This is a genomic window from Massilia frigida (genome assembly GCF_011682175.1).
GTDB lineage: Bacteria > Pseudomonadota > Gammaproteobacteria > Burkholderiales > Burkholderiaceae_D > Telluria_A > Telluria_A frigida.
The window spans coordinates 80,742-106,414 of record NZ_WHJG01000028.1 but is presented as its reverse complement, the minus strand read 5'-3'; the positions used below and the strand labels follow the sequence as shown (position 1 = coordinate 106,414).

The window sequence follows — 25,673 nt, the reverse complement described above, 5'->3', positions numbered from 1 at the left end:
CCTGCATGCCGTCAAGGGTGCGCTACGCCGGCACGCGCGCAGCGCGCGCCGCCCTTGACCGCACTCCGGGACGGTAGAACCTCACAGCATAGCCGATGTCAAGTTTCACCGGAAACGTCATAGGGCCGTCGTGGCACTCGACGCGCACGCACTAAGCACCATTGCGGCGGTGACGGTAATCAGTGAGCCAATAAAGCGGGATGTTGATTGCAATGGTGGCCTCTTGGCTAATGCGCTATTTCACGGACAAACAAATAGGTTATTACATCGTTGAGCGCTCTGATACAGGCTGCAATCGCGCAGCCGGTAATGAACGGGAATGATTCTAATGTTCAAAAGTTACAGGGATATGACGCAAGCGATATCCAGGGAAAGTAAATAAACCGTATAAAAAGGCAATCATTATTACCTTTCTAAAGTTATATTTCCCCGGAAAAACTATTTTATGATTTGGACATGAAACAGCAAATGGCTCGACATCGGGCGAAAGGAAGAATGGATATGGTGAACAGTGCCGTTCGCGGCCCGGGGCGAAGGTGCCGCTCGGCTACAAGGCGACGCAGGCCGGCATCAAGACGCGGTTTGCCACGCAGGCCGGCCTGATGCTGGCGTCGAGCATGGCGCGTACGCGGAACAAGCCGAAGGCGCTTCTGCGCCGGGAGATCACGGCGCAGCGCTAGCCGATCATCGACGCGATCGGCTACCTACCGAGGAATCGGGAGCAAGAAGAATGCAGGGTAATTCATCAAGTCGACCTCGCGGAAGAGCGGATCCGTTGCGCGAGGCCGCACGCAGGCATGACTCAAATCGCGGATGACGTCGGAACGCGTTTGACGTTAGGCAGCGCCTCGTTCTGAAGCCAGACGATGAATTTTTTCATGTCCGCTTCTCCACCCCGTCGCATCAGCCGGATTTTGAGCAGCCGCAACAAGCCCTGCTCGCTATAGCCATGCAGCGCGGTGCCGGGAATGGTTGCGTAATCGGCGCCCAGAAGACGTTGTTCGCGTTCGGTGACGGCGGGTGACAGGATCGCCCGGATATCTTCCTCGACGATCCAGACCATGTCTTCCACCAGGCACAAGCGGATCTGCGTCCCGTAGTACGCGTAATAGCGGCCGTTCCATTTTTCGGATGCCGAACGGCGCGCGGCGCGCCTGAGCGCCGGGATGATCTCGATGATATCCCTCGCAAAATGAAAGCATCCGCCTGCGCACCACAAAATCAATACAACAGGCAAGGCCGCGCCGAAGACGCCGCTGAATGTTCTGGCGATCAGCCACCCCAGCGTGAAGTAGCAGACCAGTCGAAGCGGGAGATAAGGCATGGCGCGTACGTGCCGTGGTTGCGGCTTTTCAAAGAGTCGTGGCCGGCGTTTCGCCGGGCGAGGGCAGCGATCCGCTGCCCGAAAACCACACATCATACAACTTGCTGATTGTTTAATCATCTTATCCAGCGTAGTATGGACGCGTCGCTGCCGTGACGACCCCGCCAGGGGCTGCCGGCGCCGATTCCGACCTGCGCGAACCCGGCTCCCCGCCTTCCTCGCAACGGCGACAGGCACGCGAGGTACCTGTCTCAGTCATCGCTGTTGGATGCTGAAAGCTGTTCCCTACCCAAGCCGTTGGACCCCATCGCGCGTGATGCGCTGCGGCTTGCCGCGCCGTTGTTCACGCCGATCCGGCATTGCCACAGGCAAGGCACCGGCGCGCGGGTAGGGATCGTCATGCGCGGCACGTCGAAGTTCAATAAAAGAACGCGCGCCATTTTTATGTGCTTCATAGGAGACAACCATGAAAAAAACCATACTCGCCGCCAGCGTCATGCTGGCATCGGCCGCGCAAGCGGCCACCATCGACGCCAGCACCTTCGTCGGCGCCAGCACACCGCTGCAAACCGTTCCTTACGGTGTGCGCAATTACTCAGCCCCGGTGCTGGTGGGCGGCCTGCACGACCCCGCCAGCTACATGGCCGCGCCCAAGCTGCCGGCGTGGCAGTTCGCCCAGGTCGACCCGACCGGCGGCGTGCTCACCTTCGAGCGCCAGAGCGCGCCGGCGACCGGCTGGCATACCTGGTCGCGCAAGGGCAAGGTGGTGGTCAGCGGCGGCAGCGCGGCCAGGGCCGACCGCGTCTACACCGTCTTCAACGGCCAGCAACTGGTGAACGCCATCAACCAGGCCGGCAATGAACCCAAGATCATCCGCGTGGTCGGCCATATCGACTTGCGCTGGAGCCAGAACAACACGCTGTTCAAGGAATACACCAGTTATTCGGACCAGAAATACGGCGGCTCGATCAACCTGCCGTCGAACACGACCCTGGTGGGCATCAACGACGCCCAGGGCCGGCCGGCGCGCATCACCGGCACCGCGCTGCTGATCGGCGCCGAAATGCCGCTGGCGCCAGGCGGTGACCCGGAAGTGGACTTCAAGAAGTGGATCAAGGATGGCAAGGATGGCGAAGCGTATCCGACCTGGACCCGCAACATCATCGTGCGCAACCTGGTGATCGACACGCCATGGGACGTCAATCCCGAGGATGCGGGCAATGCCTATGCCGACGGCATCACCGTCTCGCGCGCTCAGAACATCTTCATCGACCACGTCGGCGTGAGCGATGGCGACACCCCCGAGTCCTTGGCGACCGGCACCTACAAGACCCGCCACGATGGCGCGCTCGACGTGGTGCGCGGCAGCGATTACGTCACCATTGCCAACAGCACGTTTGCCACCCATCACAAGACCACCCTGGTGGGCAATGGCGATGGCGGCCGTGCCTGGAGCGACGAGGGACGCCTGCACGTGACCTTCTCCGGCAACTGGTGGAATGGGGTGGCCGCACGCCTTCCCCTGAACCGCTATGGACAGGTGCACATGTTCAACAATCTCGTCAGCGGCAACGTGATGACCAAGGATGCCGACATCAAGTTCGAAAGCGGCACCGATGCACGCTATCGCTCCAACATGCTGCTCGAAAATAACTACTACAACATCACCGGGGTCAAGCTTTCCGAATTTTGCGGCAAGGTGATCAAGGGCAAGGGTTTCATCGGCTTCCGCTCGTCGGGCCACATGTTTACCAGCGACCGCGCCGGCACCAATGCGGTCGACGGCCAGTGCGGCATGGCCCGTCCCGATTCGGCCGACCTGTGGACCCCGCCTTACCTGTACGCGCTGCAGACGGCCACGTCGACCCTGAGTGCCGTACCGGCGCAGGCCGGCGCCGGCAAGCTCAAGTAACCAAGCCACTTTATGGAGATCAGCATGTCTGTGAAACGATTGCATGGTTACGCCGCCCTTTTACTGGGGCTGGGCACGGCGTGCGCCCCGGCACGGGCGGCACTGGTGGTCGACACCGGCACGCCATCGAACGCCGTGGGCGCCGGCTGGGCCTTTAACAGCGAACACAGCTACGCAGGGCGGTTTTCGGTGCTGTCCGACCTGGCGATCAACAGCATCGAGGGATACTTCAGCACCGATGCCGGCGAAGTCTAGGTCAGCGTGTTCGGCAGCAGTGCCGACGGCCAGGGCGGTTTCGTTCCCGGCAGCATGCTGCGTTCGACCAGTTTCGCCACCGGCGCGGGCGAACTGGCGTGGCGCGGTGTCGCGCGCCTGAACTGGACGGTGAGCAAGGGCAGCTACTGGGTCATGTTCAGCTCCACCTACGCCAATGCCAGCCAGGCCAGCATGCCCGGCGCGGTCGCCAGTCCCCTGGACGGCTACGCCCAGATGCAGGCGGGCCAGTGGTACGACGCCGCCGGCCTGGGCCTGGCCCAGGGCTTGCGCGTGGACGCCACGGCGGCCGCTGTGCCCGAGCCGGGCAGCATGGCGCTGTTCGGCCTGGGACTGGGCTTGATCGCGGTCTGGACCCGCCGGCGCGCCTGATCCAGGGCGCCGCAAGACCCGTGCGCGGCGGCAGGACTGCCGCCGCGCGCGGGCAATTGCCGCCGCCGGCCGTGCAGGATCAGGATGGCGTAGCCAGGTGTGGGCTCAAAAAGCAACAGGTCGCCTGTTTTCGCCCCGTCCGTACGGTTCCGTACGGATCGAATATTGCATTGGAGTAAAATTTTTTACCAGAAGAGGTGGCAGCCAATTGGCGTTTATAGGGGCACTTTCATGTTAAATAAGAAAATATTACCGTTTGCGCTGTCGGTCTTGGTACAAGCCGTCGCCTCCGCGCAGGCGCCCACCGCTGGCAGCCAGATGCAGCAAATTCCCGCGCCGCCGGTGATGCCCAAGAGCGCTCCCGTGGTACGCATCGAATCGGGCACGACACCAGGGACGAGCGCGGCCGACCAGGTCAGGATCGTCGTCAACAGCCTGCGCCTGACGGGCGCGCGCGCCTACCCGGAGGCCGAACTGCTCGCCCTCACGGGCTTCCAGCCGGCCAACGAATTGACCATGTCCGAGCTGATGGCCATGGCGGCGGCGATCAGCGCACGCTACCACCGCGACGGCTATCTGCTGGCCCAGGTCTTTTTGCCGCCGCAGGATATCAAGAACGGCGCCGTGACCATGACCGTCATGGAAGGCCAGTACGGCAAGATCGCGGTGCGCAACACGTCGCGGCTATCGGACCAACTGGTCCATAGCCAGTTGGCGGGCCTCGCTAGCGGCGACGTCGTCACCGGCGCGCCGCTCGAGAGCCGGCTGTTGCGGCTTTCCGACATTGCCGGCGTCAATATCAAATCGACCCTGGTGCCGGGCGCATCGCTCGGCACGTCCGACCTGATCGTCGATGTCACGCCCGGGCAGTTTCTGTCAGGAAGTGTCGATGCCGACAACGCGGGCAACCGCTACACCGGCCAATACCGGGTTGGCGCCAGCCTCAACGTCAACGAGCTGCTGGGCATGGGTGACGTGCTCGGCGTGCACGTGCTCACTTCCGGGAAGGGTCTGAACTATGCGCGCCTCGCTTACCAGATGCAATTTGGCAAAGCGCGGGCGGGTGTGGCGTACAGCACCTTGCGCTACGAACTGAGCAAGGAATTTGCCCCATTGCACGCCCACGGTCGGGCCGGCGTCGCCAGCGCGTTTGTCAGCTATCCGCTGATGCGCACCCGCAACAGTAACCATTCCGTGCTGCTGGCCTACGACGACAAGCGCTTCCACGACCAGGTCGACCTGTCCGGCTCGCTTAGCGACAAGAAGGCCAAGGTCCTCATGGCCAGTGTGTATGGCGATTCCCGGGACAGCGTCGGCGGTGCGGGCGCGACCAGGTATTCGCTCACCTTGTCGACCGGCGAGCTCGACATCGCCACCCCGGCGCTGCGGGCGGTCGATGCGGCGACAGCGCGCAGCGATGGCCATTACGGCAAGCTTGGCTACAGCGCCGAGCGGGTGCAGTACATCGGCAACGCGCTCTCGCTGTCGGCTGCCGTCAAGGGGCAAGTCGCGTCGAGCAATCTGGATGTCTCGGAAAAGATGGAACTGGGCGGCATGAACGCGGTGCGCGCCTATCCGGAAGGCGAAGCGTACGCGGACCAGGGTTATGTGCTGAGCGTGGAAGCGCGCTTGCGCTTGCCGACATTCCCAGTCTTGCCCGCCGGGGAAGTGCAACTGATCGCCTTTGCCGACACCGGTACGGTCACGCGCGACAAGGACCCGTGGACCACCGGCCCGAACAAGCGAACCCTGAGCGGTGCCGGGCTTGGGATCGTCTTGTCCGAGCGTGCCAACTACCTGGTCACGGCTTTCTACGCGGGCAAGCTCGGTAGTGAAAAAGCAAGTTCCTCTCCCGACAGATCGGGCCGCTTCTGGATCCAGGCAGTGAAATATTTTTAAGTGCAAGGGACGCGAGCGAACGCGCCCCAAGCCCTTTGCTTAAAGCAAAAGGAATCGCCATGAACATCATCTTCCAATCGATCTGGAACGCCCAAACGGGCACCTTTGTCGCCGTGTCCGAACACACCAAGAGCGCAGGAAAAAGGACTTCGTCCCGTGCCAGCGCAACGCCAACCGGGGCCGCTGGCGGCGCGCTGTGCGTCATGCACATGCTCGCACTGTCGCTGGCGATGGTGGGCACCGGCGCCCTGGCGCAGCAGCCGACGGGGGGCGTCGTCAGCGCCGGCAGCGCCAGCATCAGCAGCGCCGGCAGCGGCACCACGATCCAGCAGTCGACCCAGAACGTGGCGATCAACTGGCAGAGCTTCAATGTCGGCGCGGGCGAAACGGTGCGCTTCGTGCAGCCGAACGCCAGCGCGGTCGCGCTGAACCGGGTCATCGGGTCGAATCCGTCCAGCATCCTGGGCAATGTGAGCGCCAACGGCAAGGTGTTCCTGGTCAATCCGAACGGCGTCATGTTCGGCAAGGGCGCATCGGTCAACGTCGGCTCGCTGGTGGCATCGACCCGGAATATCACGGATGCGCACTTCATGGCCGGTGACTACACGTTTTCCGGCGGCGGCACCGGCGCAGTGCGCAACGAGGGCACGCTGAACGCGGCCGATGCCGGCTATGTGGCCCTGCTCGGGGCGAGCGTGAGCAACGATGGGCACATCTCGGCCACCAACGGAATGGTGGCCCTCGGCGCCGGCAATGGCATGACGCTCGACGTCCTGGGCGACCAGCTGCTCGGCGTGACGGTCGGCCAGGGCGCGCTCAACGCGCTGGTGCAAAACGGTGGCCTGATCCAGGCCGACGGCGGCGCCGTGCTGCTCACCGCGCAGGGGGCGGGAGACCTGCTCCATACCGCCGTCAACAATACCGGCGTGATCCGGGCTCAACGGGTGGAAAACCATGGCGGCGTCATCAGGCTGATGGGTGACATGCAGTCGGGCACGATGAGTGTTGGCGGCAGCCTCGACGCCAGCGCGCCGGCTGGCGGCAATGGCGGCTTCATCGAAACGTCCGCCGCCAGGGTGACGATCGCGCCGGACGCCAAGATCACGACGGCGGCACCCAACGGACACGCGGGAACCTGGCTGATCGACCCGGAAGACTTCACGATCGGCAGCGCCCCCACCGACAATATATCCGGGTCCACCTTGTCGGGCCTGCTGGTCACCAACAGCGTCGTCATTACCACGGCAAGCGGCCCTGATTCCGTGGTGGCTGGCACCCCTCCGGTAAGCAACTTGAATACCAACACGGCGGGCAACGGCGATATCCATGTCAACGAGGCCGTCAGCTGGACGGCCAGCACCAGCCCGACGACCTTGACCCTGAATGCGGTGCGCGACATTAATATCAATCAGGCCATCACTGCCACTAATGGCAATTTGGTCGCCTGTTGCGGACGCGATATCAATGTCAACGCCCCCATCACGACGGCCAATGGCAGCGTGTCGCTGGGGGCGGGCCGCGATCTGAATTTGAACAGCACGGCACCCATGACCACGACCGACGGCAACGTCATGATGTGTGCGGGCAATAACGTGAACATCGGTGCGACCATGACCCTGACCAGGGGCAGCAGCATCTCGGGTCAGAGCCTCGACCTGCCGCTGGGCTTGGTATTAAGCGCCGGTACGAACGGCAGCGGGGCGGGCACTGTCATTTTTGCACCCCAGGCGCTGCCGTCCGCGATCACCGGCCCGAATGCCCCGGTAACGATCAAGTACAACCCGGTCTCGTATGACGCGCCGACCAACTATCAGCCCATGTTCACGATGACCGAGGGCGCAGTCCTGACCCAGCAGATGCTGGTGTATGCCGCCGGCGGGGACAAGTCCTATGACGGCAGCACCGCCACGGCCATGTCGTCGTTGAGGGGGGCGCCCGACGGAGTGACCCTGATCGCCGCGCCTGGCAGCAGCGCCACGTTCGACACGGCGGAGGTGGGCCAGGACAAGCCGGTCACCCTGGTAGGCTATAGCCTCGGCGGTAGCAATGCCGGCAGCTTCGCGCTGCCGCAATCATGCTGCGGTACGGTCGTGGTAAGCACTACCGGCAATATCACTGCGGCGGTGGTGCCGCCACCGGTCGTGGTACCGCCACCAGTCGTGGTGCCACCGCCGGTTGTCGTGCCGCCACCGGTGGTGGTACCGCCACCGGTCGTGGTACCGCCACCGGTCGTGGTACCGCCACCGGTCGTGGTACCGCCGCCAGTGGTCGAGCCGCCACCGCCGGTCGTGGTGCCGCCGCCACCGGTCGTGGTGCCGCCACCGCCGGTCGTGGTGCCGCCACCGCCGGTCGTAGTCCCGCCACCGGTCGTGGTGCCGCCACCGCCGGTCGTAGTCCCGCCACCGGTCGTGGTGCCGCCACCGCCGGTCGTAGTCCCGCCACCGCCAGTGGTGCCGCCGCCCCCGGTAGTCGTACCGCCTCCGGTCGTGGTGGCGCCCCCGGTCGTCGTGCCGCCGCCAGTCGTTGTGGCGCCCCCGGTGGTTGTACCGCCGGTGCTCGTGCCGCCCGTTATCGCGCCGCCAGCGGTCGTGCCACCCGTCGTCATTGCCGTGCCAGTGGAGGCTGTCGCGTCGCCGATTGTCGTGCTCGCTCCGGTATCCGTCCGATATATGATTGGACCACCGCCGCGCCCGCTATCTTCCGGCGCAACCGTGCCACCCGTCACGGTACGTCCGCACCCGGTTGACGCGCCGCCATTGTTCGCGATGGCACCGCCGGCACAGCCGCCTGCGCTGTCGCTGGTCCGTCCCCCGGTACAGCCGCCGGTACAGGCGCCCCGGAACGTCGTCGTCGCGCCATCGGTCGAGCAGCCGGCGCCGGAACTGGACGTTCCGCTCAACCGGCCACCGAAACAAGACCGCAACTAGGAACGGGCGCCGATCATGAGGATCAACACACGGCGTTGCGCCGTTCTCAGGCAGAGCAGGGCGCGTGTCGTTACGCTGCCGGACAGGCGCAACGTAGCTGCCGCGGCTCTTGCCGGCGGCTTGTGCATGTGTGCGCTGGGTCTTGTTGTCGTGCCCGGATCCGCGCGCGCGGCGGATCTTGTCGAGCAACCGATACGCGCCAATTTCAAGCACGAGATCGCGTCGGCGGATGCCGTGCAAGTGGCAGACTGGGTTCTTAATTCGGGCAATAATCGTCACTTGTCCTTCGTGATCATCGACAAGAAGAATGCCAAGGCCTTCGTTTTTCATCCCGACGGCCAATTGCGTGGCGCCGCCGCCGTGCTGCTCGGCGAAGCGATCGGCGACGATTCGGTGCCCGGCATCGGCGAGCGCGCGTTGTCGACCATTCTCCCGGAGGAACGCACCACGCCGGCTGGACGTTTCGTGGCGCGGCTCGACCGCAACCTGCAGGGCAAGGATATTCTGTGGGTGGACTATGGCGCCGCCATTTCGCTGCACCGGGTCGTGACCGGCAATCCGAAAGAGCGGCGCGGCAAACGCCTGGCCACGCCCAGTTCGCTCGACAACCGTATTTCGTATGGATGCATCAATGTGCCGGTCGTGTTCTTCAACAACGTTGTGACACCGGCCTTCAAGAATACCAAGGGCATCGTCTATATCCTGCCCGAAACGCGCCCGTTGCTGCACGTGTTTGCGGACATGCGTGCCGCCGAGCAGGCGCGCCTTCAACCTTAGCCGGGGCGCCGGGCTTGGCAATCGAAGCGCAGCGAGCCTTTCCTGCCGGGCAAACCCGACCCGTCGCCGTCCATCCATCGAGACCTGCCATCCCCGCCAGCGGACGTAGCGCCAGCGTGCAGGGCGACGGCCAGGACATCATGGCGTCCGCCCCCGGGCTACCTCGCTATCTCGCGCGTCACGTGCCGCTCGCCTGATGGCGCAGCGGCAATCCCGCCCGTTTGCCGCCCTTCGTAGAGCTTGAAGCCGCCGACGATCTGTTCCAGGTTGGTGGCCTGCTGCTGCAAGGACTGGGCCGCGGCAGCCGCCTGTTCGACCAGGGCGGCGTTCTGCTGGGTGGTGTCGTCCAGCTCGGTGATGGCCCGGTTGACCTGGCCGATGCCCAGGTTCTGTTCGGCGCTGGCGCCCATGATGGCGCCGATGATGCCGGCCACCTTATCGGTGCTCACCACGATCCGCTGCATCGTGCTGCCGGCTTCGGCCACCAGGGTGGCGCCCTTGTCGACGCTGACCACCGACTCGTTGATCAGCGCATTGATTTCCTTGGCCGCCGCCGCCGAGCGGTGCGCCAGGTTGCGTACCTCCGAGGCCACCACGGCAAACCCGCGTCCCTGCTCGCCGGCGCGCGCCGCCTCCACGGCCGCGTTCAGCGCCAGGATATTGGTCTGGAAGGCGATGCCATCGATGACGCTGATGATGTCGACGATCTTGCGCGACGATTGCTCGATCGAGCCCATGGTCGCCACCACGCTGGAAACGATATTGCCGCCCTGCGCCGCCACGGTGGACGCTTCCAGCGCCAGCCGGTTGGCCTGGCTGGCGTTGTCCTCGTTGTTCTTGACGGTACTGGTCAGCTCCTCCATCGAGGCCGCCGTTTCTTCCAGCGAACTGGCCTGCGCCTCGGTGCGCGCCGACAGGTCCTGGTTGCCGGCCGCGATCTCGCGCGAGGCCAGGGCGATCGACTGGGTGCTCATGCCAATTTGCTGGAGCATGCTCTGGAGGCGCTCGATGAAGGCATTGAAGCTGCTGGAGACGGCGTCGAACTCCATGCCGCCGCCAGGCGGCAGGCGCCGGGTGAGGTCGGCGTCGCCGGCCGACAGCACCTCGATGTTGCCCTTCAAAACGTCCAGGCGGCGCATGATCATGCGGATGCCCATGATGATCAGCACCAGCATGACGACGGCGATCGGAATCTGCACCACGCCCAGGGTGTGCAGGATGCGGTTGCTCTGCTGGCTCAGCAGATGGTTCGGCAGGCCGGTGGCCAGCAGCCACGGACTGCCCGGAATGGTGGCGAGGAACAGGGTATGGCCGGTGCCGTCGCTGCTGTAGGACGATTCCAGCGAGGCCTTGTCGCCCAGTTGCGGCAGCACCTTGGCCAGTTGCGCCGCCAGCGGCGAGGTGGCGGCCAGGTCGCTGATGTTCTTCAGCACGATTTCGCTCTTGATATAGCTGCTGTTGCTGACGACCTTGCCGTCGTGTTCGAGGATCAGGATCTGGCCGTGCACGGTCGCCTCCATGTCAGCCACCAGACGGTTGAAAAAGCCCAGGGTGACGTCGACCGTCGAAACGCCAAACAGTTCATCGTTCTTGTAGATGGCCATGGCGCAGTTGGTGCGCGGCTGCGCGCTGGCGTCATCCTTGTAGGCCTTGGCCCAGGCGCACTGGCCCTTGGGCGCCTTGGCGCCGCCCTGCCACCACGGCTGCTCGAAATACTTGAGCGACTCGGGCGAATTCCAGTGGGTGTTCACCTGCAGCTTGCCGGCCGCATCGCGCGCATAGAAGGTGCTGAACTTTTCCTTTTCCGGATCGCGTTTCCTGGGCACGGGCCAGATGCCGCCGCCGAACACGTTCAAGTCACCGTACTGGTCCACCAGGCCGGGCAGCAGGGTATCGATGGCGGCGCTGTCCATCAAGGCCACGGTCTGGGTGATGGCGCGCTGTTGCGCCTCCACCTGCTTGAGCTGCTGAGTGATCTTGATGGCGATGTTGTTGACATCATTGCCGATCAGCTGGCCTTCGGCGCGTTTCAGCTCAGGGGTGATGAAGAGCGTGATGGCACCCACGGTAATGACCAGCAGGGCAATAAAGATGGCGGAAAACAGCAGGATGAAGCGCGACTGGCTGGAGCGGAAATAGTCTTTCAAGGGGGCCTCTTGAGTGTATTGACTGCTGATGTCGCGTGCCGCGACAGGCGTAGCCGGACCGCATCCCGTAGCACCGGCATGTTTGAAGGTTATGCTCGTGGGCAACCACTGTCAAACTGCGCACGTCATTCTGCTCAATATGCAACACTAGGGACATCCGGAGGGGCGAAGCACGGTTGGCATGGCAGTGCCGCAGTCAAATCGAATTTTTCCAGGGCGCCAGATTCAAAGCCGCTTCGAAGAAGATAGATTGTTCGTCAGGGCCGCAGCGTGGCCTGAAGATCGTCGATCCGAGGCAGGCCGAATCTTTCGTCGCCCCGGGCCGGGCCGATCTAGTCGCGCTTGGGCATGCGGCGCTGCGCGATCCGCACCTTCCCTTGCACGCACAGCAGGCGCTTGGCGCGGCCAGCCCGGACGCAGTCTATGCCAACTGGAATGTACAGGCCGGCTGGTGGCTTGACCACTGCACAGGCAAGCTTGCCGAACTGGGACCATGGACCCCGGCGGTGCATACCGCCGCACATGGCCGCAAGGATTGCACCGATGCCAGTCAAGGACGACATACATCATCACATGAACAACCAGGAGTGACAACATTAGCAACCCCAGCTACGTGCAAGACTATCAGCCATCGTCGAAGTACGGAACAAGTACATCGAAGGCTGCAAGCAGGCCAGGAGCGCCATCATGAAGCCGGCCTTCAGTGAAAAAGCGACCATGTTCAGCGTCGATGTCAAGGGCAAGCTGACTGGCGGCGCGATCCAGGAACTGTTCGACGCCATCGACAACCCGCCATTTCTCCCATCACCCGAAGCTCAGAGCGTGATCGTCAACATCGATATCGTGGGCACCGCCGCCAGTGCGCGTATCGACTCCAACGACGTCTCGGGCTTCGTCTTCAGCGACTTCTTCCACCTGCTCAAGGTCGAAGGGAAGTGGACGATCGTCAGCAAGATCTACTACACTCACGTCGCACCCTGATCTCGACACTGAAGCGGCTGGATGCTCGCGCCCGGATGACAGCGCCGACGTTCAAACGCTTCCTCCCCTAGTACGCGCGCTTGGCCATGACGCGCTTCGCTATATTTACCAGGTCACGTGCGAGCCGGTACCGGCAAGTGCGCCTTCGATCGTTTATCTATGTTATAGCGATACGGAGCGGTTGCCGCAACGTTGCTCACTTACCGGAGGGGGCCAGATAAGAGAGTTCGTATCTTCGACTGATGTCCGGCGTCATTGACGAAGCCGATATTGTCAGCGAAAGCGAGGCGATGCGCTTGTCTCAGGAAAATGGAATTTTTTTTCATACCCGTGGCCCCGCAGACGGTCCACTTCCTTGCCGAACCCGCCAAGCTCGACTTTTTCGGTTTTCCAATTCACCTCACCATGTGCTTCATCCCGGAGGCGACAAGGACAGGATCACCACGGGGGAGCGATCGCACCGACCTACGGGACATTCGGCGCCAGCGCCGCTGCGGATAATCATGATCCCCCTTGGTGGATTTCATAATTGAAAACACCCAACACAAAGTGCACCATCTATCCCGTGATTCCGGACCCGGGCATGGCCCCGGCCGGCATCAACTTCAACGGGAAAAGACACATGACAGATTCAGTAACATCGATATTGCCGGTTGACGCGGAACGGGCCTTGCTGGTCGGCCGCGCCTGGCGCGCCGGCGCCGGTCCGTCGGTGGTGGTGCTGCGCCAGGGCCAGGTCATCGACATCAGCGCGCACGTGGCCACCATGGCCGAGCTGCTGGAACGCGCAGACGCGCTCGACATCGCCCGCAACGCGCCCGGCGACGCGCTCGGCACGCTCGCCGAACTGCTGGCCAACGCCAAGACCGACGGCACCCGCCTGCTGGCGCCCAACGACCTGCAAGCGATCAAGGCCTGCGGCGTGACCTTCGCCGTCAGCCTGCTCGAACGCGTGATCGAGGAACAGGCCAAGGGCGACCCGGCGCGTGCCGGCGAACTGCGCGCGGCGATGCAGGAATGCATCGGCGACGATCTCTCGGCCATCAAGCCCGGCTCGCCCGCGGCGGATAAACTCAAGCAGGACCTGATCGCGCGCGGCCTGTGGTCGCCCTACATGGAAGTAGGCATCGGCCCGGACGCCGAAGTGTTTTCCAAGTCGCAGCCGATGTCGGCCGTGGGCTTCGGCGCCGATGTCGGCCTGCATCCCGATTCCAAATGGAACAATCCCGAGCCGGAAATCGTGCTCGCGGTCAACAGCCGCGGCGAGGTGCGCGGCGCCAGCCTGGGCAACGACGTCAACCTGCGCGATATCGAAGGCCGCAGCGCCTTGCTGCTCGGTAAAGCCAAGGACAACAACGCTTCCTGCGCGATCGGGCCGTTCATCCGCCTGTTTGACGAGCACTTTACGATCGATACCATCCGCAACGCCGAGGTCAGCATGCTGATCGAAGGCGCCGATGATGATTTCCACCTGGCAGGCGCGAGCCGCATGTGCGAAATCAGCCGCGATCCGCTCGACCTGGTGGGCCAGGTGTGCGGCAAGCACCATCAATATCCGGATGGCTTCATGCTGTTTCTGGGAACCATGTTTTCGCCGATCAAGGACCGCGATGCGGCCGGGGCCGGCTTTACCCATCACCTGGGCGACCGTGTCAGCATTTCCACACCCTCGCTGGGCAGGCTCGTCAATGAAGTCCAGCGCAGCGACGAGGTGGCGCCGTGGACCTTCGGCGTGCGCGCCCTGTTCGACAACCTGGCCCGCCGCGGCCTGCTGAGAATTGCCCAATGAGCGAACAGAGCAAGCTGACTTACGCGATCTACCCAGATCTGGGCGGTAAAACCGTGCTGGTAACCGGCGGCGGCAGCGGCATCGGTGCCGAAATGGTGACCGCCTTTGCACGCCAGGGCGCGCGCGTGTTTTTCGTGGACATTGCCGAGCAGGCGTCGCAGGAGTTGGCGCGCTCGCTGGCCGATGCCGTCCACCCGCCGGTGTTCCTGCCGTGCGACCTGACCGACCTGGATGGGCTGGCTGCCGTGTTTGCCCGGATCGGGCAGGGCGGTGCGGCGGTCGATATCCTGATCAACAATGCCGCCAACGACGACCGCCACGGCATTGGCGACGTCACCCCGGCCTACTGGGACCAGCGGATGGCGGTCAACCTGCGCCACCAGTTTTTTTGCGCCCAGGCTGCGGCCGTGGGCATGCGCGGCAAGGGGGAAGGCGTGATTTTGAACATGGGATCGATTTCCTGGCACCTGGCCTTGCCTAACCTGAGCTTGTACATGACGGCCAAGGCCGCCATCGAAGGATTGACGCGGGGGCTGGCGCGCGATCTGGGTGTCGACGGGATTCGCGTCAACTGCATTATTCCGGGGGCGGTGCGCACGCCGCGCCAGGAACAGTTGTGGCACACGCCGGATGAAGAGGTCAAGATTTTGGCCGGGCAATGCCTGCGCGAGCGGGTGGAAGTGCAGGACGTGGCCGCACTGGCCTTGTTTTTATCGTCGGACAACGCGGCGCGCTGCACCGGACGCGATTATTTCGTCGATGCGGGATGGTACGGAGCATGAGTATGGAGCAGCCTGTTTGTTTGTGGCCGGTAGGCACCGAGCTGGGCGAAGGCCCGATCTGGCATGGCGCCAGTCATTCTGTGTATTTTGTCGATATTCGCGGGCGCCAGGTGCATCGCTGCGCGCCGGATGGCTCGCAGCGGCAGTCGGGGAATGCGCCGGGGAGGGCGGGGTTTATCGTGCCTGCGGCCGCTACCTTAAACTCCGTCGTTCCCGCGCCAAGGCGGCACTCGGCCGGAACCCAAGTTCGCTCCGTTGCCACCGGCGGCTCTGAAAACTTGGGCCCCCGCCTGCGCGGGGGCGACGGGGGCGACGGCGGGGCCGGCTTCATCGTCGGCCTCGACGACGGCCTGTACCACTTCAACGAGCAAACCGGCGCCTTCTCCCCGCTGCGCCACATCGAAGCCGACCTGCCCAACAACCGCTTCAACGACGGCTTCGCCGCCGCCGACGGCTCCCTCTGGTTCGGCTCCATGGATGTCGGCGAAACCGAGCCCACCGGCTCCCTCTACAGCCTGCACCCCGGCGGGCGCCTCACCAGCGTCGACAGCGGCTACATCATCACCAACGGCCCGGCGATGAGCCCGAACGGCAAAACCCTGTACCACACCGACACCCTGGCCAGGAACATCTACGCCTTCGACGTCCTGCCCGATGGCACGGCCACGCGCAAGCGCCTGTTCGTCGCCACCGCCGGTCCCGGCCACCCGGACGGCATGGCGGTCGACGCCGACGGCAGCATCTGGGTCGCCATGTTTCGCGGCGCCCGCATCGACCGCTACAACCCGGCCGGCGAACTGACCGGCACGATCGCCTTCCCGGTCTCCAATATCACCAAGCTGGCCTTCGGCGACGCCGACCTGCGCACCGCCTTCGTGACCACCGCCTGGAAAGGCTTGAGCGAGGACGAGCGCGCACGCGAGCCGCTGGCCGGCGCGCTGTTCGCCTTCCGCACCGACACGCCGGGCCTGGCCCAGCACACCATTTCGCTACAGGATATCGCTTGAGCACCAATCCAACTCCGCCACGCCGCTACCGCTCGCAGGACTGGTTCGACAATCCCGACCACATCGACATGACGGCGCTCTATCTGGAGCGCTTCATGAACTACGGCATCACCGCCGAGGAATTGCGCAGCGGCCGGCCCATCATCGGCATCGTCCAGAGCGGCAGCGACATCAGCCCGTGCAACCGCATCCACCTGGAACTGGCCAAGCGCGTGCGCGACGGCATCCGCGACGCCGGCGGCATCGCCATGGAATTCCCGCTGCACCCGATTTTTGAAAACTGCCGCCGCCCGACCGCTTCCATCGACCGCAACCTGGCCTACCTGGGCCTGGTCGAAATCCTGCACGGCTACCCGATCGATGCGGTGGTGCTCACCACCGGCTGCGACAAGACCACGCCGGCCCAGATCATGGCCGCGTCGACGGTCGACATTCCCGCCATCGTGCTGTCCGGCGGGCCGATGCTCGACGGCTGGTTCGAGGGCGAACTGGCCGGTTCCGGCAGCGCCATCTGGCACGGCCGCCGGCGGCTGGCTGCCGGCGAAATCGACAATGAAAAATTCCTGCAAATCGCGGCCGCCTCGGCGCCATCGGCCGGCCACTGCAACACCATGGGCACCGCCTCGACCATGAACGCGCTGGCCGAAGCGCTGGGCATGTCGCTCACCGGCTGCTCGGCCATTCCGGCGCCGTACCGCGAACGCGGCCAGATGGCCTACGAAACGGGGCGCCGCATCGTCGAGCTGGCGCGCCAGGACGTGCGGCCCTCGCACATCCTCACGCGCGACGCGTTTCTCGATGCGATTGTGGTCAACGCCGCCATCGGCGGTTCCACCAATGCCCAGCCGCACATCATGGCCATGGCGCGCCACGCCGGCATCGAGATCGGATCGAGCGCGTGGATGGAATTCGGCCACGACGTGCCGCTGCTGCTCAACATGCAGCCGGCCGGCAAATTCCTCGGCGAGCGTTTCCACCGCGCCGGCGGCGTACCGGCCATCATGTGGGAGCTCCAGCAGGCCGGCAAGCTGCGCGCCGAGCGCCTGACCGTCACCGGCACCACCATGGCCGTCAATCTGCGCGACCGCGCCAGCGTCGATCGCGAGGTGATCTACCCGTACGACGCGCCGCTCAAAACCAAGGCCGGCTTCTTCGTCCTGAAAGGCAACCTGTTCGACTTCGCGATCATGAAGACCAGCGTCATTTCCGCCGACTTCCGTGCGCGCTACCTGTGCCGCCCCGGCCATGAGAACGTGTTCGAGTGCCGCGCCGTGGTGTTCGACGGCTCGGGCGACTACCACGCGCGCATCAACGATCCGGTGCTCGACATCGACGAAAGCTGCATGCTGGTTATTCGCGGCGCCGGCCCCATCGGCTGGCCGGGTTCCGCCGAAGTGGTCAACATGCAGCCGCCGGACGCGCTGATCCGGCGCGGCATCCTCAACCTGCCGACCCTGGGCGACGGGCGCCAGTCGGGCACTTCGGACAGTCCGTCGATTTTGAATGCTTCGCCCGAGAGCGCGGCCGGCGGCGGGCTGGCGTACGTGCGCAGTGGCGACATCATCCGTGTCGACCTGAACACCGGCCGCTGCGACATGCTGGTGGACGATGCAGTCCTTGCCGAACGCAGGAAGGAACCGATCCCGCCCACGCCGCCGAGCCAGACCCCGTGGCAGGAGCTGTACCGCGCCACCGTGGGCCAGCTGGAGCAGGGCGGCTGCATGGAAATGGCGCTGCCGTACCGCGGCGTCGGCCACGATTTGCCAAGGCATAACCATTGATGACATCGGTTTTGAAATAAATGTAAATATGGCAATGAATGACGGAAATCGCTATTCGCTTGCCAAAAACACGGCGCCGTGCCGGGGAGCATCCAAGTCGTACAACAATAATGGAGACAAAGACATGAAAAAAGTTTTGAGCGTAGCGGTCGTATCGGCCATGATGATCCTGACCAGCGGCCATGCCAGCGCCGATGCCAAAAACCCCAAGATCGGCTTTTCGATCGACGACCTGCGCCTTGAGCGCTGGGCGCGCGACCGCGATTACTTCGTGGCCGCCGCCGACAAGCTGGGTGCCAAGGTATTCGTGCAGTCGGCCGACGCCAGCGAGCAAAAGCAGATCGCGCAGATCGAGAACCTGATTTCGCGCGGGGTCGATGCGCTGGTGATCGTGCCGTACAACGCCACCGTGCTCAATAACGCGATCAAGGAAGCCAAGAAGGCCAACATCAAGGTCATTTCGTACGACCGGCTGGTGCTCAATGCCGACGTGGATGCCTACATTTCCTTCGACAACAAGGCCGTGGGCGAGATGCAGGCAGCCGGCGTGGTGAAGGTTCGTCCGAAAGGCAATTACTACCTGCTGGGTGGTGCGCCGACCGACAACAACGCCAAGGTGCTGCGCGAAGGCCAGATGGCGGTACTGCAACCGCTGGTGGACAAGGGCGATATCAAGATCGTCGGCAAGCAGTGGGTCAAGGACTGGAGCCCGTCGGAAGCGCTGGCGATTGTCGAGAATGCGCTGACCGCCAATAACAACAAGATCGATGGGATTGTGGCGTCGAACGACGCTACCGCCGGCGGCGCGATCCAGGCGCTGGCGTCGCAAAAACTCGACGGCAAGGTGCCGGTGTCGGGGCAGGATTCCGATATCGCCGCCGTGCGCCGCGTGCTTGCCGGGTCGCAGGCGATGACCGTGTACAAGCCACTCAAGCTGCTGGCGGGCGAGGCAGCCAAGCTGGCCGTGCAACTGGTGCGCAATGAGAAGCCCGCTTTTAACGGCGAATATGACAACGGTTTCAAGAAGGTGAAAACGATCCTGCTCAAGCCGACGGCGCTGACCAAGGAAAATATCAATCTGCTGGTGACGGACGGGTTTTACACCCAGGCCCAGATCGCGGGTAAGTAAAGCAGCATGTGACCTGATATCTACTATCCGTCGTCCCCGCGCCGAGTGCCGCCTTGGCGCGGGAAGTCGTTTCTGCCAATGGCAGGAACGACGGGGGGGCCGCCTTTGATGGAAAAACGTTTTCAATCAGGAGACTGAGTATGTCCGACTATCTGCTTGAAATGAAGGGCATCGTCAAACAGTTCGACGGCGTCCGCGCGCTCGACGGCATCGACCTGCAAATCCGCGCCGGCGAATGCGTCGGCCTGTGCGGCGAGAATGGGGCCGGCAAGTCGACCTTGATGAAGGTCCTTTCAGCCGTCTACCCGCACGGCACCTGGGATGGCGACATCCTGTTCGAGGGCAAACCCCTGCGCGCCGCTTCCATCCGCGAGACCGAGGCGGCCGGCATCATCATCATCCACCAGGAGCTGATGCTGGTGCCCGAACTGTCGGTCACGGAAAACCTCTTCCTGGGGAACGAAATCACCACCTTCGGCGGGCGCATGAACTACCCCGCCATGAACCGGCGCGCCGAGCAGCTGCTGGCGGAGCTGAACCTGCTTGATGTCAACGTGGTGCTGCCGGTGATGAACTACGGCGGCGGGCACCAGCAATTGATCGAGATCGCCAAGGCTCTCAACAAGGACGCCAAGCTGCTGATCCTGGACGAACCGTCAGCGTCGCTCACCGCCGCCGAAATCAAGATCCTGCTGGAGATCATCCGCAAGCTCAAGGCCAAGGGCGTCGCCTGCGTCTACATCTCCCACAAGCTCGATGAAGTCGCTGCCATCTGCGACACCATCGCCGTGATCCGCGACGGCAAGCATATCGCGACCACGCCGATGGCCGAACTCGATGTCAACCGCATCATCTCCCAGATGGTCGGGCGCGAGATGAACCAGCTCTATCCCAAGCAGGAACGGACGCTGGGCGAGGTGATTTTCGAGGCGCGCAACGTCACCTGCTACGACATCGACAAGCCCGAACGCAAGCGCGTCGATAACGTCTCCTTCACGCTGCGCAAAGGCGAAATCCTGGGCATCGCGGGCCTGGTGGGTGCAGGGCGCACGGAGCTGGTGTCGGCCTTGTTCGGCGCCTATCCGGGTGCCAGCCACGCCGAGGTACGCCTGCATGGCGCCGTGGTCGATACCGGCACGCCGCTCAAGGCCATCCGCGCCGGCTTCGCGCTGGTGCCGGAAGACCGCAAGCAGCATGGCATCGTGCGCGACCTCGACGTCGGCCAGAACATCACGCTCTCTGTGCTCGATTCCTTTTCGCGCCTGACCCGCATCGACCGCGAAGCCGAACTGAAAACCGTGCAGGAGCAGATCAAGCGCCTGGGCCTGAAAACCGCCAGCCCGTTCCTGCCGATTACCAGCCTGTCCGGCGGTAACCAGCAAAAGGCGGTGCTGTCGAAAATGCTGCTCACGAAGCCGCAGGTACTCATTCTCGACGAGCCGACCCGCGGCGTCGACGTCGGCGCCAAGTATGAAATCTTCAAGCTGATGTTCGAGCTGGCCGGCCAGGGCATGTCGATCATCATGGTGTCCTCCGAACTGGCCGAGGTGCTGGGCATTTCCGACCGCGTGCTGGTGATGGGCGAGGGCCAGCTTCGCGGCGACTTCGTCAACGCGGGCCTGAGCCAGGAAACCCTGCTCGCCACCGCCCTCGACCACGCCATTGCCGCGCACTGAACGCCCCTACCTTCGCGATAGAACACATGAACCCGATCAAATTTAAACAACTCTTCACGCAGTACAAAATCCTGGCCCTGCTGGCCGCGATTGCCCTCATCTGGCTGTTCTTCAGCTGGAAAACCGATGGCGGCTTCACCTCGGCGCGCAACCTGTCGAACCTGATGCGCCAGATGGCCATTACCGGCATCCTGGCCTGCGGCATGGTGTTCGTCATCATCGCCGGCGAGATCGACCTGTCGGTCGGATCGCTGCTCGGGCTATTGGGCGGCGTGGCGGCGGTGCTCGACGTGAGCCATCACCTGCCGCTGCCCGTGATCGTGCCGCTGGTGCTCGCGTGCGGGCTGGTACTGGGTATATTTAACGGCTATCTGGTGGCGTATGCGGGTATTCCCTCATTTATTGTGGGCCTGGGCGGCATGCTGGCCTATCGTGGCATCGTGCTCGGCGTGACCGGCGGTACGACAGTGGCGCCAGTGTCGGCCGAGATGGTGTACCTGGGGCAGGGCTACCTGTCGCCCAGCCTGAGCATCGGCCTTGGCGTGCTGCTGTTCGTGTTGGCAGCGGTGCTGACCTGGCGCCAGCGCGTCAGCCTGGCGCACCACGGCTTGCCGGTGCCGACCGCCGTGCGCGATGGCGTGCGTTTGCTGGCAATTGGCGCGGTGCTCTATTCGGTGGTGCGGACCCTGCACAGCTACGAAGGCATTCCGCTGCCGGTGCTGCTGCTCCTGGTGCTGCTCGCGGTCTTCAGCTACGTGGCCACGCAGACCGTGTTCGGACGCCGCATTTACGCCGTCGGCAGCAATATGGAAGCGACTCGCCTGTCCGGCGTGAACGTACGGGCGGTCAAACTGTGGATCTTCGGCCTGATGGGATTGATGTGCGCACTGGCGGGGCTGATCAACACGGCGCGCCTGGCGGCCGGTTCGCCATCGGCCGGTACCTCGGGCGAACTCGATGTGATCGCGGCCAGCTTCATCGGCGGCACCTCGATGCGCGGCGGTTCCGGCACCGTGTACGGCGCCCTGATCGGCGCGCTGGTCATGGCCAGCCTCGATAACGGCATGTCGATGCTCGACGTCGACAGCTACTGGCAGATGATCGTCAAGGGCGCCATCCTCACGCTGGCGGTGTGGGTCGACGTCGTTACGCGCTCCGCCCGCCGCTAACCGATCACCGGGATACACTATGAACCGTCACACCAAGCCTCTGCGCCTGCCGCTCGTGTTCTCGGCGCTGCTGGCCGTCGGCGCCTGCGCCACGCCCGCGAATCAGCATGATGAACTGACGATCTACGCGGCCGGGCCGCGCTTTGGCTCGCACGTGATCGTCGCCGATTTTGAATTGTCGCAGCGGGTCGATGGCGCCTCTGTCCTGGTACCTAAACCGGCCGTCCCCAAGGTCGCCGAAAGCCGGGTCGGCGTCGATGTCGGCACGGACGCGATGACGCTGCATTTCAAGGATGCCTGGTATGCCAGCCTGCGCGTGGAAAGCGATGTGCCGCTCGACCTGCGCGCGTATGTGCCCGGCGGCGTGCTGGCCTTCGACCTGAACGTCGAGGACCTGGCGCAGGGCGGGGTGTCGTTCAAGGTCGGTTGCGGAAAAGGGTGCGAGCGCCAGGTGCCATATCTGGTGCCGGCGCGGGCCATGGCGGGCAAGGGACGCCAGCCGCTGGTGTTTTCGATGCGCTGCTTCGCCCATGATGGCGACGATTTTTCAGCCGTCACCGCGCCGTTCGCGCTGGAAGGCAGCGGCAGCGGCAGGGTGGAAATCGCGCATGTCCGCTTCCTCAAGACCGGCACGCCGAATGCCGCCTGCCCGGATTACAAAACCCAGTCGGTCACGCCGGAGATGCTCAATCAATCCTGGTCGATCAACGGCTGGCGCCCGCGTCACGAGGCAAAAAGAGCGGAAGCGGAACGACGCAAAGCCGCTGGCGAGAAGACCGGCATCGTCTTCATCGGCGATTCGATCACGGAAGGCTGGGAGAAAGCCGGCGCGCCGGTCTGGCAGCGCTACTACAGCAAGCACAATGCGCTGGGACTGGGCTTTGGCGGCGACCACACTGAAAACATCTTGTGGCGCCTGCAACACGGCGCGCTCGATGGCCTCGACCCGAAGGTCGTAGTGCTGATGGCCGGTACCAACAATACCGGCGACCGGCGCGAGAATCCCGTAACCACGGCGGCCGGCATCCTGCGCAATATCGAGGATGTACGCCAGCGCCTGCCGAATGCCCGCATCCTGCTGCTGGCGATTTTCCCGCGCGACGCGAAGCCGGACAGCGAACTGCGGCGCATCAACGATGAAGTGAACAAGATCCTGGCGGGCTTCGACGACGGCAAGCTAGTCCATTTCCTGAACATCAACCAGACTTTTCTGGCGGCGGACGGCACCCTGTCGCGTGAGGCGATGCCCGATCTGCTGCACCTGAACGAACAAAGCTACGAAGCGTGGGCCAAGACGATGGAGCCGACCTTGCTGCGCCTGATGGGGCAGTGATCGATGAAAACCCTGCTGCGCTGCGCGCTGCTGCTCGCCGCCGTCGTGCACAGCGCCAGTGCCAGCGACCGCATCTTGCGCTACGGCCGGCCCGCGCCCGACACCCCCGAGGGATGGGAACGCGAGGCGCTCCCGATCGGCAACGGCCGCCTCGGCGCGATGATTTTCGGGCAGGTGGAGCGCGAGCGCATCCAGTTCAACGACATCACCCTGTGGAGCGGTGACGACAAGACGCTGGGCGCGTACCAGCCCTTTGGCGACGTGTATATCAACCTGCCGGGCCACGCCGCCGGCGCCAGCGGCTACGTGCGCAAGCTCGATCTGGACAACAGCCTGCACAGCGTCACCTACACCCACGCCGGCGTGGCGTTCAAGCGCGAGATGTTCGCCAGCCATCCGGCGCAAGCCATCGTGGCGCGCCTGAGCGCCGACCAGCCGGGCAAGTACAGCGGCTCGATCGAGCTGGCCGACATGCACGAGGCGCGCATCAGCGTGGCCGGTAACCGCATTTACGCCACCGGGTCGCTGGCCGGCTTCGTGCTGCCGGCCACGCCGCCTGCCACGCCCACGTCGAACGTGATGAGTTACGCCAGCCAGATCCAGGTGATCAACGAGGGCGGTACCTTGTCGGTGGAAGGCAAGCGGATTGTCTTCACCAATTGCGACGCGCTGGTGCTGGTGCTTGGCGCCGGCACCAGCTATGTCAACGACGCGGCCGGGCGTTTCCAGGGTGCGCACCCGCTGCCGCGCGTCTTAAGCCAGGTCAGCGCCGCGGCGGCGCTGCCGTGGGCGCAACTGCTGGCGGCGCACCAGCAGGATTACAAGCGCCTGTACGACCGCGTGAGCATCGAATTCGGCCTCGCATCGGCCGCGCGGCGCGCACTGCCGACCGACCAGCGCATCGAGGTCTACACCGCCGACGGCAAGGACCCGGGGCTGGAAGCGCAGTTCTTCCAGTTCGGCCGCTACCTGCTCATTTCCAGCTCGCGCGATTCGCTGCCGGCCAACCTGCAAGGATTGTGGAACAACAGCCTCACGCCACCGTGGAATGCGGACTACCACACCAACATCAATATCCAGATGAATTACTGGCCCGCCGAGCCGGCCAACCTGGCTGAAGCGGCGCTGCCGTTTTTCGGTTTCGTCACCGGCGTGGCACCGGTCTACCGCCAGCTGATTCTCGATACCGCCACCAAGGCGCTGGCGCAGCCGCCCAAGGCCGGCGAGGAGAGCTTCCTCACCGCGCAGAACAAGCCGGTACGCGGCTGGACGGTGCGCACGGAATCGAATCCCTTTGGCGCCACCACCTACATCTGGAACAAGACCGGCAACGCCTGGTATGCGCAGCACTTCTGGGAACACTACGCGTTCACCCAGGACCGCGAGTTCCTGCGCACCGTGGCCTATCCGATGATGAAGGAAGTGTGCGCGTTCTGGGAGGACCATCTGAAACGCCTGCCCGACGGCCGCCTGGTGGCGCCGCGCGGCTGGTCGCCGGAGCACGGCCCGATCGAAGATGGGGTGAGCTACGACCAGCAGATCATCTGGGACCTGTTCAACAACACTGTGGAAGCGGCGGACGTGCTGGGCACCGACAAGGTCTTCCGCGACCGGATCGCGGCCATGCGCGACCGGCTGGCGGGTCCGCGTATCGGCAGCTGGGGCCAGCTGCTCGAATGGATGGACGAGAAAAAGGACCCGGTGCTGGACACCACCGGTGACACGCACCGCCATGTGTCGCACCTGTTTGGCCTGTTCCCGGGCCGGCAGATATCGCCCACCAAAACCCCTGCGCTGGCGGCGGCCGCGCGCAAGTCGCTGGAAGGGCGCGGCGACGCCGGTACCGGCTGGTCGATGGCGTGGAAAACCGCCTTCTGGGCGCGCCTGCACGATGGCGACCATGCCTACAAAATGCTGCGCGGGCAGCTGGCCAAACCCGGCGCGCGCGCCGCCCAGCAGGCCGGTCCCGGCACCGAAACCAATAACGCGGGCGGCACCTACGCCAATATGTTCGACGCCCATCCGCCGTTCCAGATCGACGGCAACCTGGGGGCCACGGCGGCCGTCTGCGAGATGCTGCTGCAGTCGCATACCGGCGAATTGCATCTGCTGCCCGCGCTGCCGTCGTCGTGGCCTGACGGTTCGGTGAAGGGCTTGCGCGCGCGCGGCGGCTTCGAGGTCGATATCGCCTGGGCCAACGGCAAGCTGGCCAGCGCCACCATCCGCTCGGTGGCGGGGCAGGGCGGTGGCACCGTGCGCTATGGCGACAAGGTCGTCGCGCTCGGCTTGAAACCCGGCGCTTCCGTGCGTCTCGGCGGCGCGCTCGCGATCCCGAAAAAGTAAGCCGGTATGCCGCCGTTGACGCATTTGCGCCGGGACGGCGGCAGGTGCGCAT

20 protein-coding genes are annotated in these 25,673 nt (G+C 64.2%); 17 read left to right on the top strand and 3 right to left on the bottom strand.

Annotated elements, in window-relative coordinates:
• The first annotated feature begins 536 nt into the window (after positions 1 to 536).
• The gene (locus tag F2P44_RS23425) at positions 537 to 680 is read left to right on the top strand and encodes a hypothetical protein (protein ID WP_167089868.1); all 144 of its coding nucleotides are present in this window, start codon (positions 537 to 539) and stop codon (positions 678 to 680) included.
• A 122-nt stretch (positions 681 to 802) separates the two neighbouring features.
• On the opposite strand, the gene F2P44_RS23420 is transcribed toward F2P44_RS23425, so the two are convergent.
• Entirely contained in the window at positions 803 to 1,324 is a 522-nt protein-coding gene (locus tag F2P44_RS23420) for a hypothetical protein (protein WP_167089866.1), read from the bottom strand.
• Between the two features lie 251 nt (positions 1,325 to 1,575).
• Entirely contained in the window at positions 1,576 to 1,764 is a 189-nt protein-coding gene (locus F2P44_RS23415; protein ID WP_167089864.1) for a hypothetical protein, read from the bottom strand.
• A gap of 26 nt (positions 1,765 to 1,790) precedes the next feature.
• On the opposite strand from F2P44_RS23415, the gene F2P44_RS23410 reads away from it, so the two are divergent.
• From F2P44_RS23410 to F2P44_RS23385, 6 genes are all read left to right on the top strand, one after another.
• On the top strand, positions 1,791 to 3,236 hold the full coding sequence (locus tag F2P44_RS23410; RefSeq protein ID WP_167089862.1) for a pectate lyase family protein: 1,446 nt from the start codon (positions 1,791 to 1,793) through the stop codon (positions 3,234 to 3,236).
• Between the two features lie 24 nt (positions 3,237 to 3,260).
• On the top strand, positions 3,261 to 3,491 hold the full coding sequence (locus F2P44_RS23405; RefSeq protein WP_167089860.1) for a hypothetical protein: 231 nt from the start codon (positions 3,261 to 3,263) through the stop codon (positions 3,489 to 3,491).
• Positions 3,492 to 3,497: 6 nt separating this feature from the next.
• Positions 3,498 to 3,881 (top strand): PEP-CTERM sorting domain-containing protein, encoded by a 384-nt coding sequence (locus F2P44_RS36425; RefSeq protein WP_167089858.1) that lies wholly within the window; start codon positions 3,498 to 3,500, stop codon positions 3,879 to 3,881.
• A gap of 231 nt (positions 3,882 to 4,112) precedes the next feature.
• On the top strand, positions 4,113 to 5,780 hold the full coding sequence (locus F2P44_RS23395; protein WP_167089856.1) for a ShlB/FhaC/HecB family hemolysin secretion/activation protein: 1,668 nt from the start codon (positions 4,113 to 4,115) through the stop codon (positions 5,778 to 5,780).
• A gap of 59 nt (positions 5,781 to 5,839) precedes the next feature.
• On the top strand, positions 5,840 to 8,707 hold the full coding sequence (locus F2P44_RS23390; RefSeq protein ID WP_223165091.1) for a two-partner secretion domain-containing protein: 2,868 nt from the start codon (positions 5,840 to 5,842) through the stop codon (positions 8,705 to 8,707).
• Between the two features lie 234 nt (positions 8,708 to 8,941).
• Complete coding sequence (locus F2P44_RS23385; protein ID WP_167089854.1) at positions 8,942 to 9,484, top strand: hypothetical protein; 543 nt, start codon at positions 8,942 to 8,944, stop codon at positions 9,482 to 9,484.
• A gap of 158 nt (positions 9,485 to 9,642) precedes the next feature.
• Here the strand turns inward: F2P44_RS23385 and F2P44_RS23380 are convergent, their stop codons facing one another.
• Positions 9,643 to 11,631 carry a methyl-accepting chemotaxis protein gene (locus F2P44_RS23380; RefSeq protein WP_187363404.1) on the bottom strand — a complete coding sequence of 663 codons (1,989 nt, stop codon included), beginning with the start codon at positions 11,629 to 11,631 and terminating at the stop codon, positions 9,643 to 9,645.
• A 630-nt stretch (positions 11,632 to 12,261) separates the two neighbouring features.
• Here F2P44_RS23380 and F2P44_RS23375 point away from each other — a divergent pair.
• The 10 genes from F2P44_RS23375 to F2P44_RS23330 all read left to right on the top strand — a co-directional run bounded on the left by F2P44_RS23375 (position 12,262) and on the right by F2P44_RS23330 (position 25,621).
• Positions 12,262 to 12,612, top strand: a complete 351-nt coding sequence (locus F2P44_RS23375; RefSeq protein WP_370662741.1) for a nuclear transport factor 2 family protein — start codon at positions 12,262 to 12,264, stop codon at positions 12,610 to 12,612.
• A 622-nt stretch (positions 12,613 to 13,234) separates the two neighbouring features.
• Entirely contained in the window at positions 13,235 to 14,401 is a 1,167-nt protein-coding gene (locus F2P44_RS23370; protein WP_167089852.1) for a fumarylacetoacetate hydrolase family protein, read from the top strand.
• A complete protein-coding gene (gene xylB / locus F2P44_RS23365) occupies positions 14,398 to 15,183 on the top strand; it encodes a D-xylose 1-dehydrogenase (protein ID WP_167089850.1) in 786 nt (261 codons plus the stop codon). Before F2P44_RS23370 ends, xylB begins: the two co-directional genes overlap by 4 nt.
• A complete protein-coding gene (locus F2P44_RS23360; protein WP_308610329.1) occupies positions 15,168 to 16,190 on the top strand; it encodes an SMP-30/gluconolactonase/LRE family protein in 1,023 nt (340 codons plus the stop codon). Before xylB ends, F2P44_RS23360 begins: the two co-directional genes overlap by 16 nt.
• Positions 16,187 to 17,971 (top strand): IlvD/Edd family dehydratase, encoded by a 1,785-nt coding sequence (locus tag F2P44_RS23355; protein WP_167089846.1) that lies wholly within the window; start codon positions 16,187 to 16,189, stop codon positions 17,969 to 17,971. The genes F2P44_RS23360 and F2P44_RS23355 overlap by 4 nt, the downstream gene beginning before the upstream one ends.
• A 124-nt stretch (positions 17,972 to 18,095) precedes the next feature.
• Complete coding sequence (xylF, locus tag F2P44_RS23350) at positions 18,096 to 19,100, top strand: D-xylose ABC transporter substrate-binding protein (protein ID WP_167089844.1); 1,005 nt, start codon at positions 18,096 to 18,098, stop codon at positions 19,098 to 19,100.
• 140 nt (positions 19,101 to 19,240) lie between these two features.
• Complete coding sequence (gene xylG / locus F2P44_RS23345; protein WP_167089842.1) at positions 19,241 to 20,776, top strand: D-xylose ABC transporter ATP-binding protein; 1,536 nt, start codon at positions 19,241 to 19,243, stop codon at positions 20,774 to 20,776.
• Positions 20,777 to 20,802: 26 nt separating this feature from the next.
• Entirely contained in the window at positions 20,803 to 21,945 is a 1,143-nt protein-coding gene (locus F2P44_RS23340; protein WP_167089840.1) for a sugar ABC transporter permease, read from the top strand.
• A 19-nt stretch (positions 21,946 to 21,964) separates the two neighbouring features.
• On the top strand, positions 21,965 to 23,278 hold the full coding sequence (locus F2P44_RS23335) for a GDSL-type esterase/lipase family protein (RefSeq protein ID WP_167089839.1): 1,314 nt from the start codon (positions 21,965 to 21,967) through the stop codon (positions 23,276 to 23,278).
• Between the two features lie 3 nt (positions 23,279 to 23,281).
• Positions 23,282 to 25,621: a glycoside hydrolase family 95 protein gene (locus F2P44_RS23330; RefSeq protein ID WP_167089837.1), complete on the top strand. Its 2,340-nt coding sequence runs from the start codon at positions 23,282 to 23,284 to the stop codon at positions 25,619 to 25,621.
• The last annotated feature ends 52 nt before the right edge of the window (positions 25,622 to 25,673 follow it).

What these genes read in the sequence shown, in the direction of transcription:
- xylB (WP_167089850.1), top strand. Translation starts at nt 14,398, where the DNA reads ATGAGCGAACAGAGCAAGCTGACTTACGCGATCTACCCAGATCTGGGC.
- F2P44_RS23395 (WP_167089856.1), top strand. Translation starts at nt 4,113, where the DNA reads ATGTTAAATAAGAAAATATTACCGTTTGCGCTGTCGGTCTTGGTACAA.
- F2P44_RS23330 (WP_167089837.1), top strand. Translation starts at nt 23,282, where the DNA reads ATGAAAACCCTGCTGCGCTGCGCGCTGCTGCTCGCCGCCGTCGTGCAC.
- F2P44_RS23335 (WP_167089839.1), top strand. Translation starts at nt 21,965, where the DNA reads ATGAACCGTCACACCAAGCCTCTGCGCCTGCCGCTCGTGTTCTCGGCG.
- xylF (WP_167089844.1), top strand. Translation starts at nt 18,096, where the DNA reads ATGAAAAAAGTTTTGAGCGTAGCGGTCGTATCGGCCATGATGATCCTG.
- F2P44_RS23370 (WP_167089852.1), top strand. Translation starts at nt 13,235, where the DNA reads ATGACAGATTCAGTAACATCGATATTGCCGGTTGACGCGGAACGGGCC.
- xylG (WP_167089842.1), top strand. Translation starts at nt 19,241, where the DNA reads ATGTCCGACTATCTGCTTGAAATGAAGGGCATCGTCAAACAGTTCGAC.
- F2P44_RS23415 (WP_167089864.1), bottom strand. Translation starts at nt 1,764, where the DNA reads ATGGCGCGCGTTCTTTTATTGAACTTCGACGTGCCGCGCATGACGATC.
- F2P44_RS23405 (WP_167089860.1), top strand. Translation starts at nt 3,261, where the DNA reads ATGTCTGTGAAACGATTGCATGGTTACGCCGCCCTTTTACTGGGGCTG.
- F2P44_RS23410 (WP_167089862.1), top strand. Translation starts at nt 1,791, where the DNA reads ATGAAAAAAACCATACTCGCCGCCAGCGTCATGCTGGCATCGGCCGCG.
- F2P44_RS23340 (WP_167089840.1), top strand. Translation starts at nt 20,803, where the DNA reads ATGAACCCGATCAAATTTAAACAACTCTTCACGCAGTACAAAATCCTG.
- F2P44_RS23390 (WP_223165091.1), top strand. Translation starts at nt 5,840, where the DNA reads ATGAACATCATCTTCCAATCGATCTGGAACGCCCAAACGGGCACCTTT.
- F2P44_RS23420 (WP_167089866.1), bottom strand. Translation starts at nt 1,324, where the DNA reads ATGCCTTATCTCCCGCTTCGACTGGTCTGCTACTTCACGCTGGGGTGG.
- F2P44_RS23360 (WP_308610329.1), top strand. Translation starts at nt 15,168, where the DNA reads ATGGTACGGAGCATGAGTATGGAGCAGCCTGTTTGTTTGTGGCCGGTA.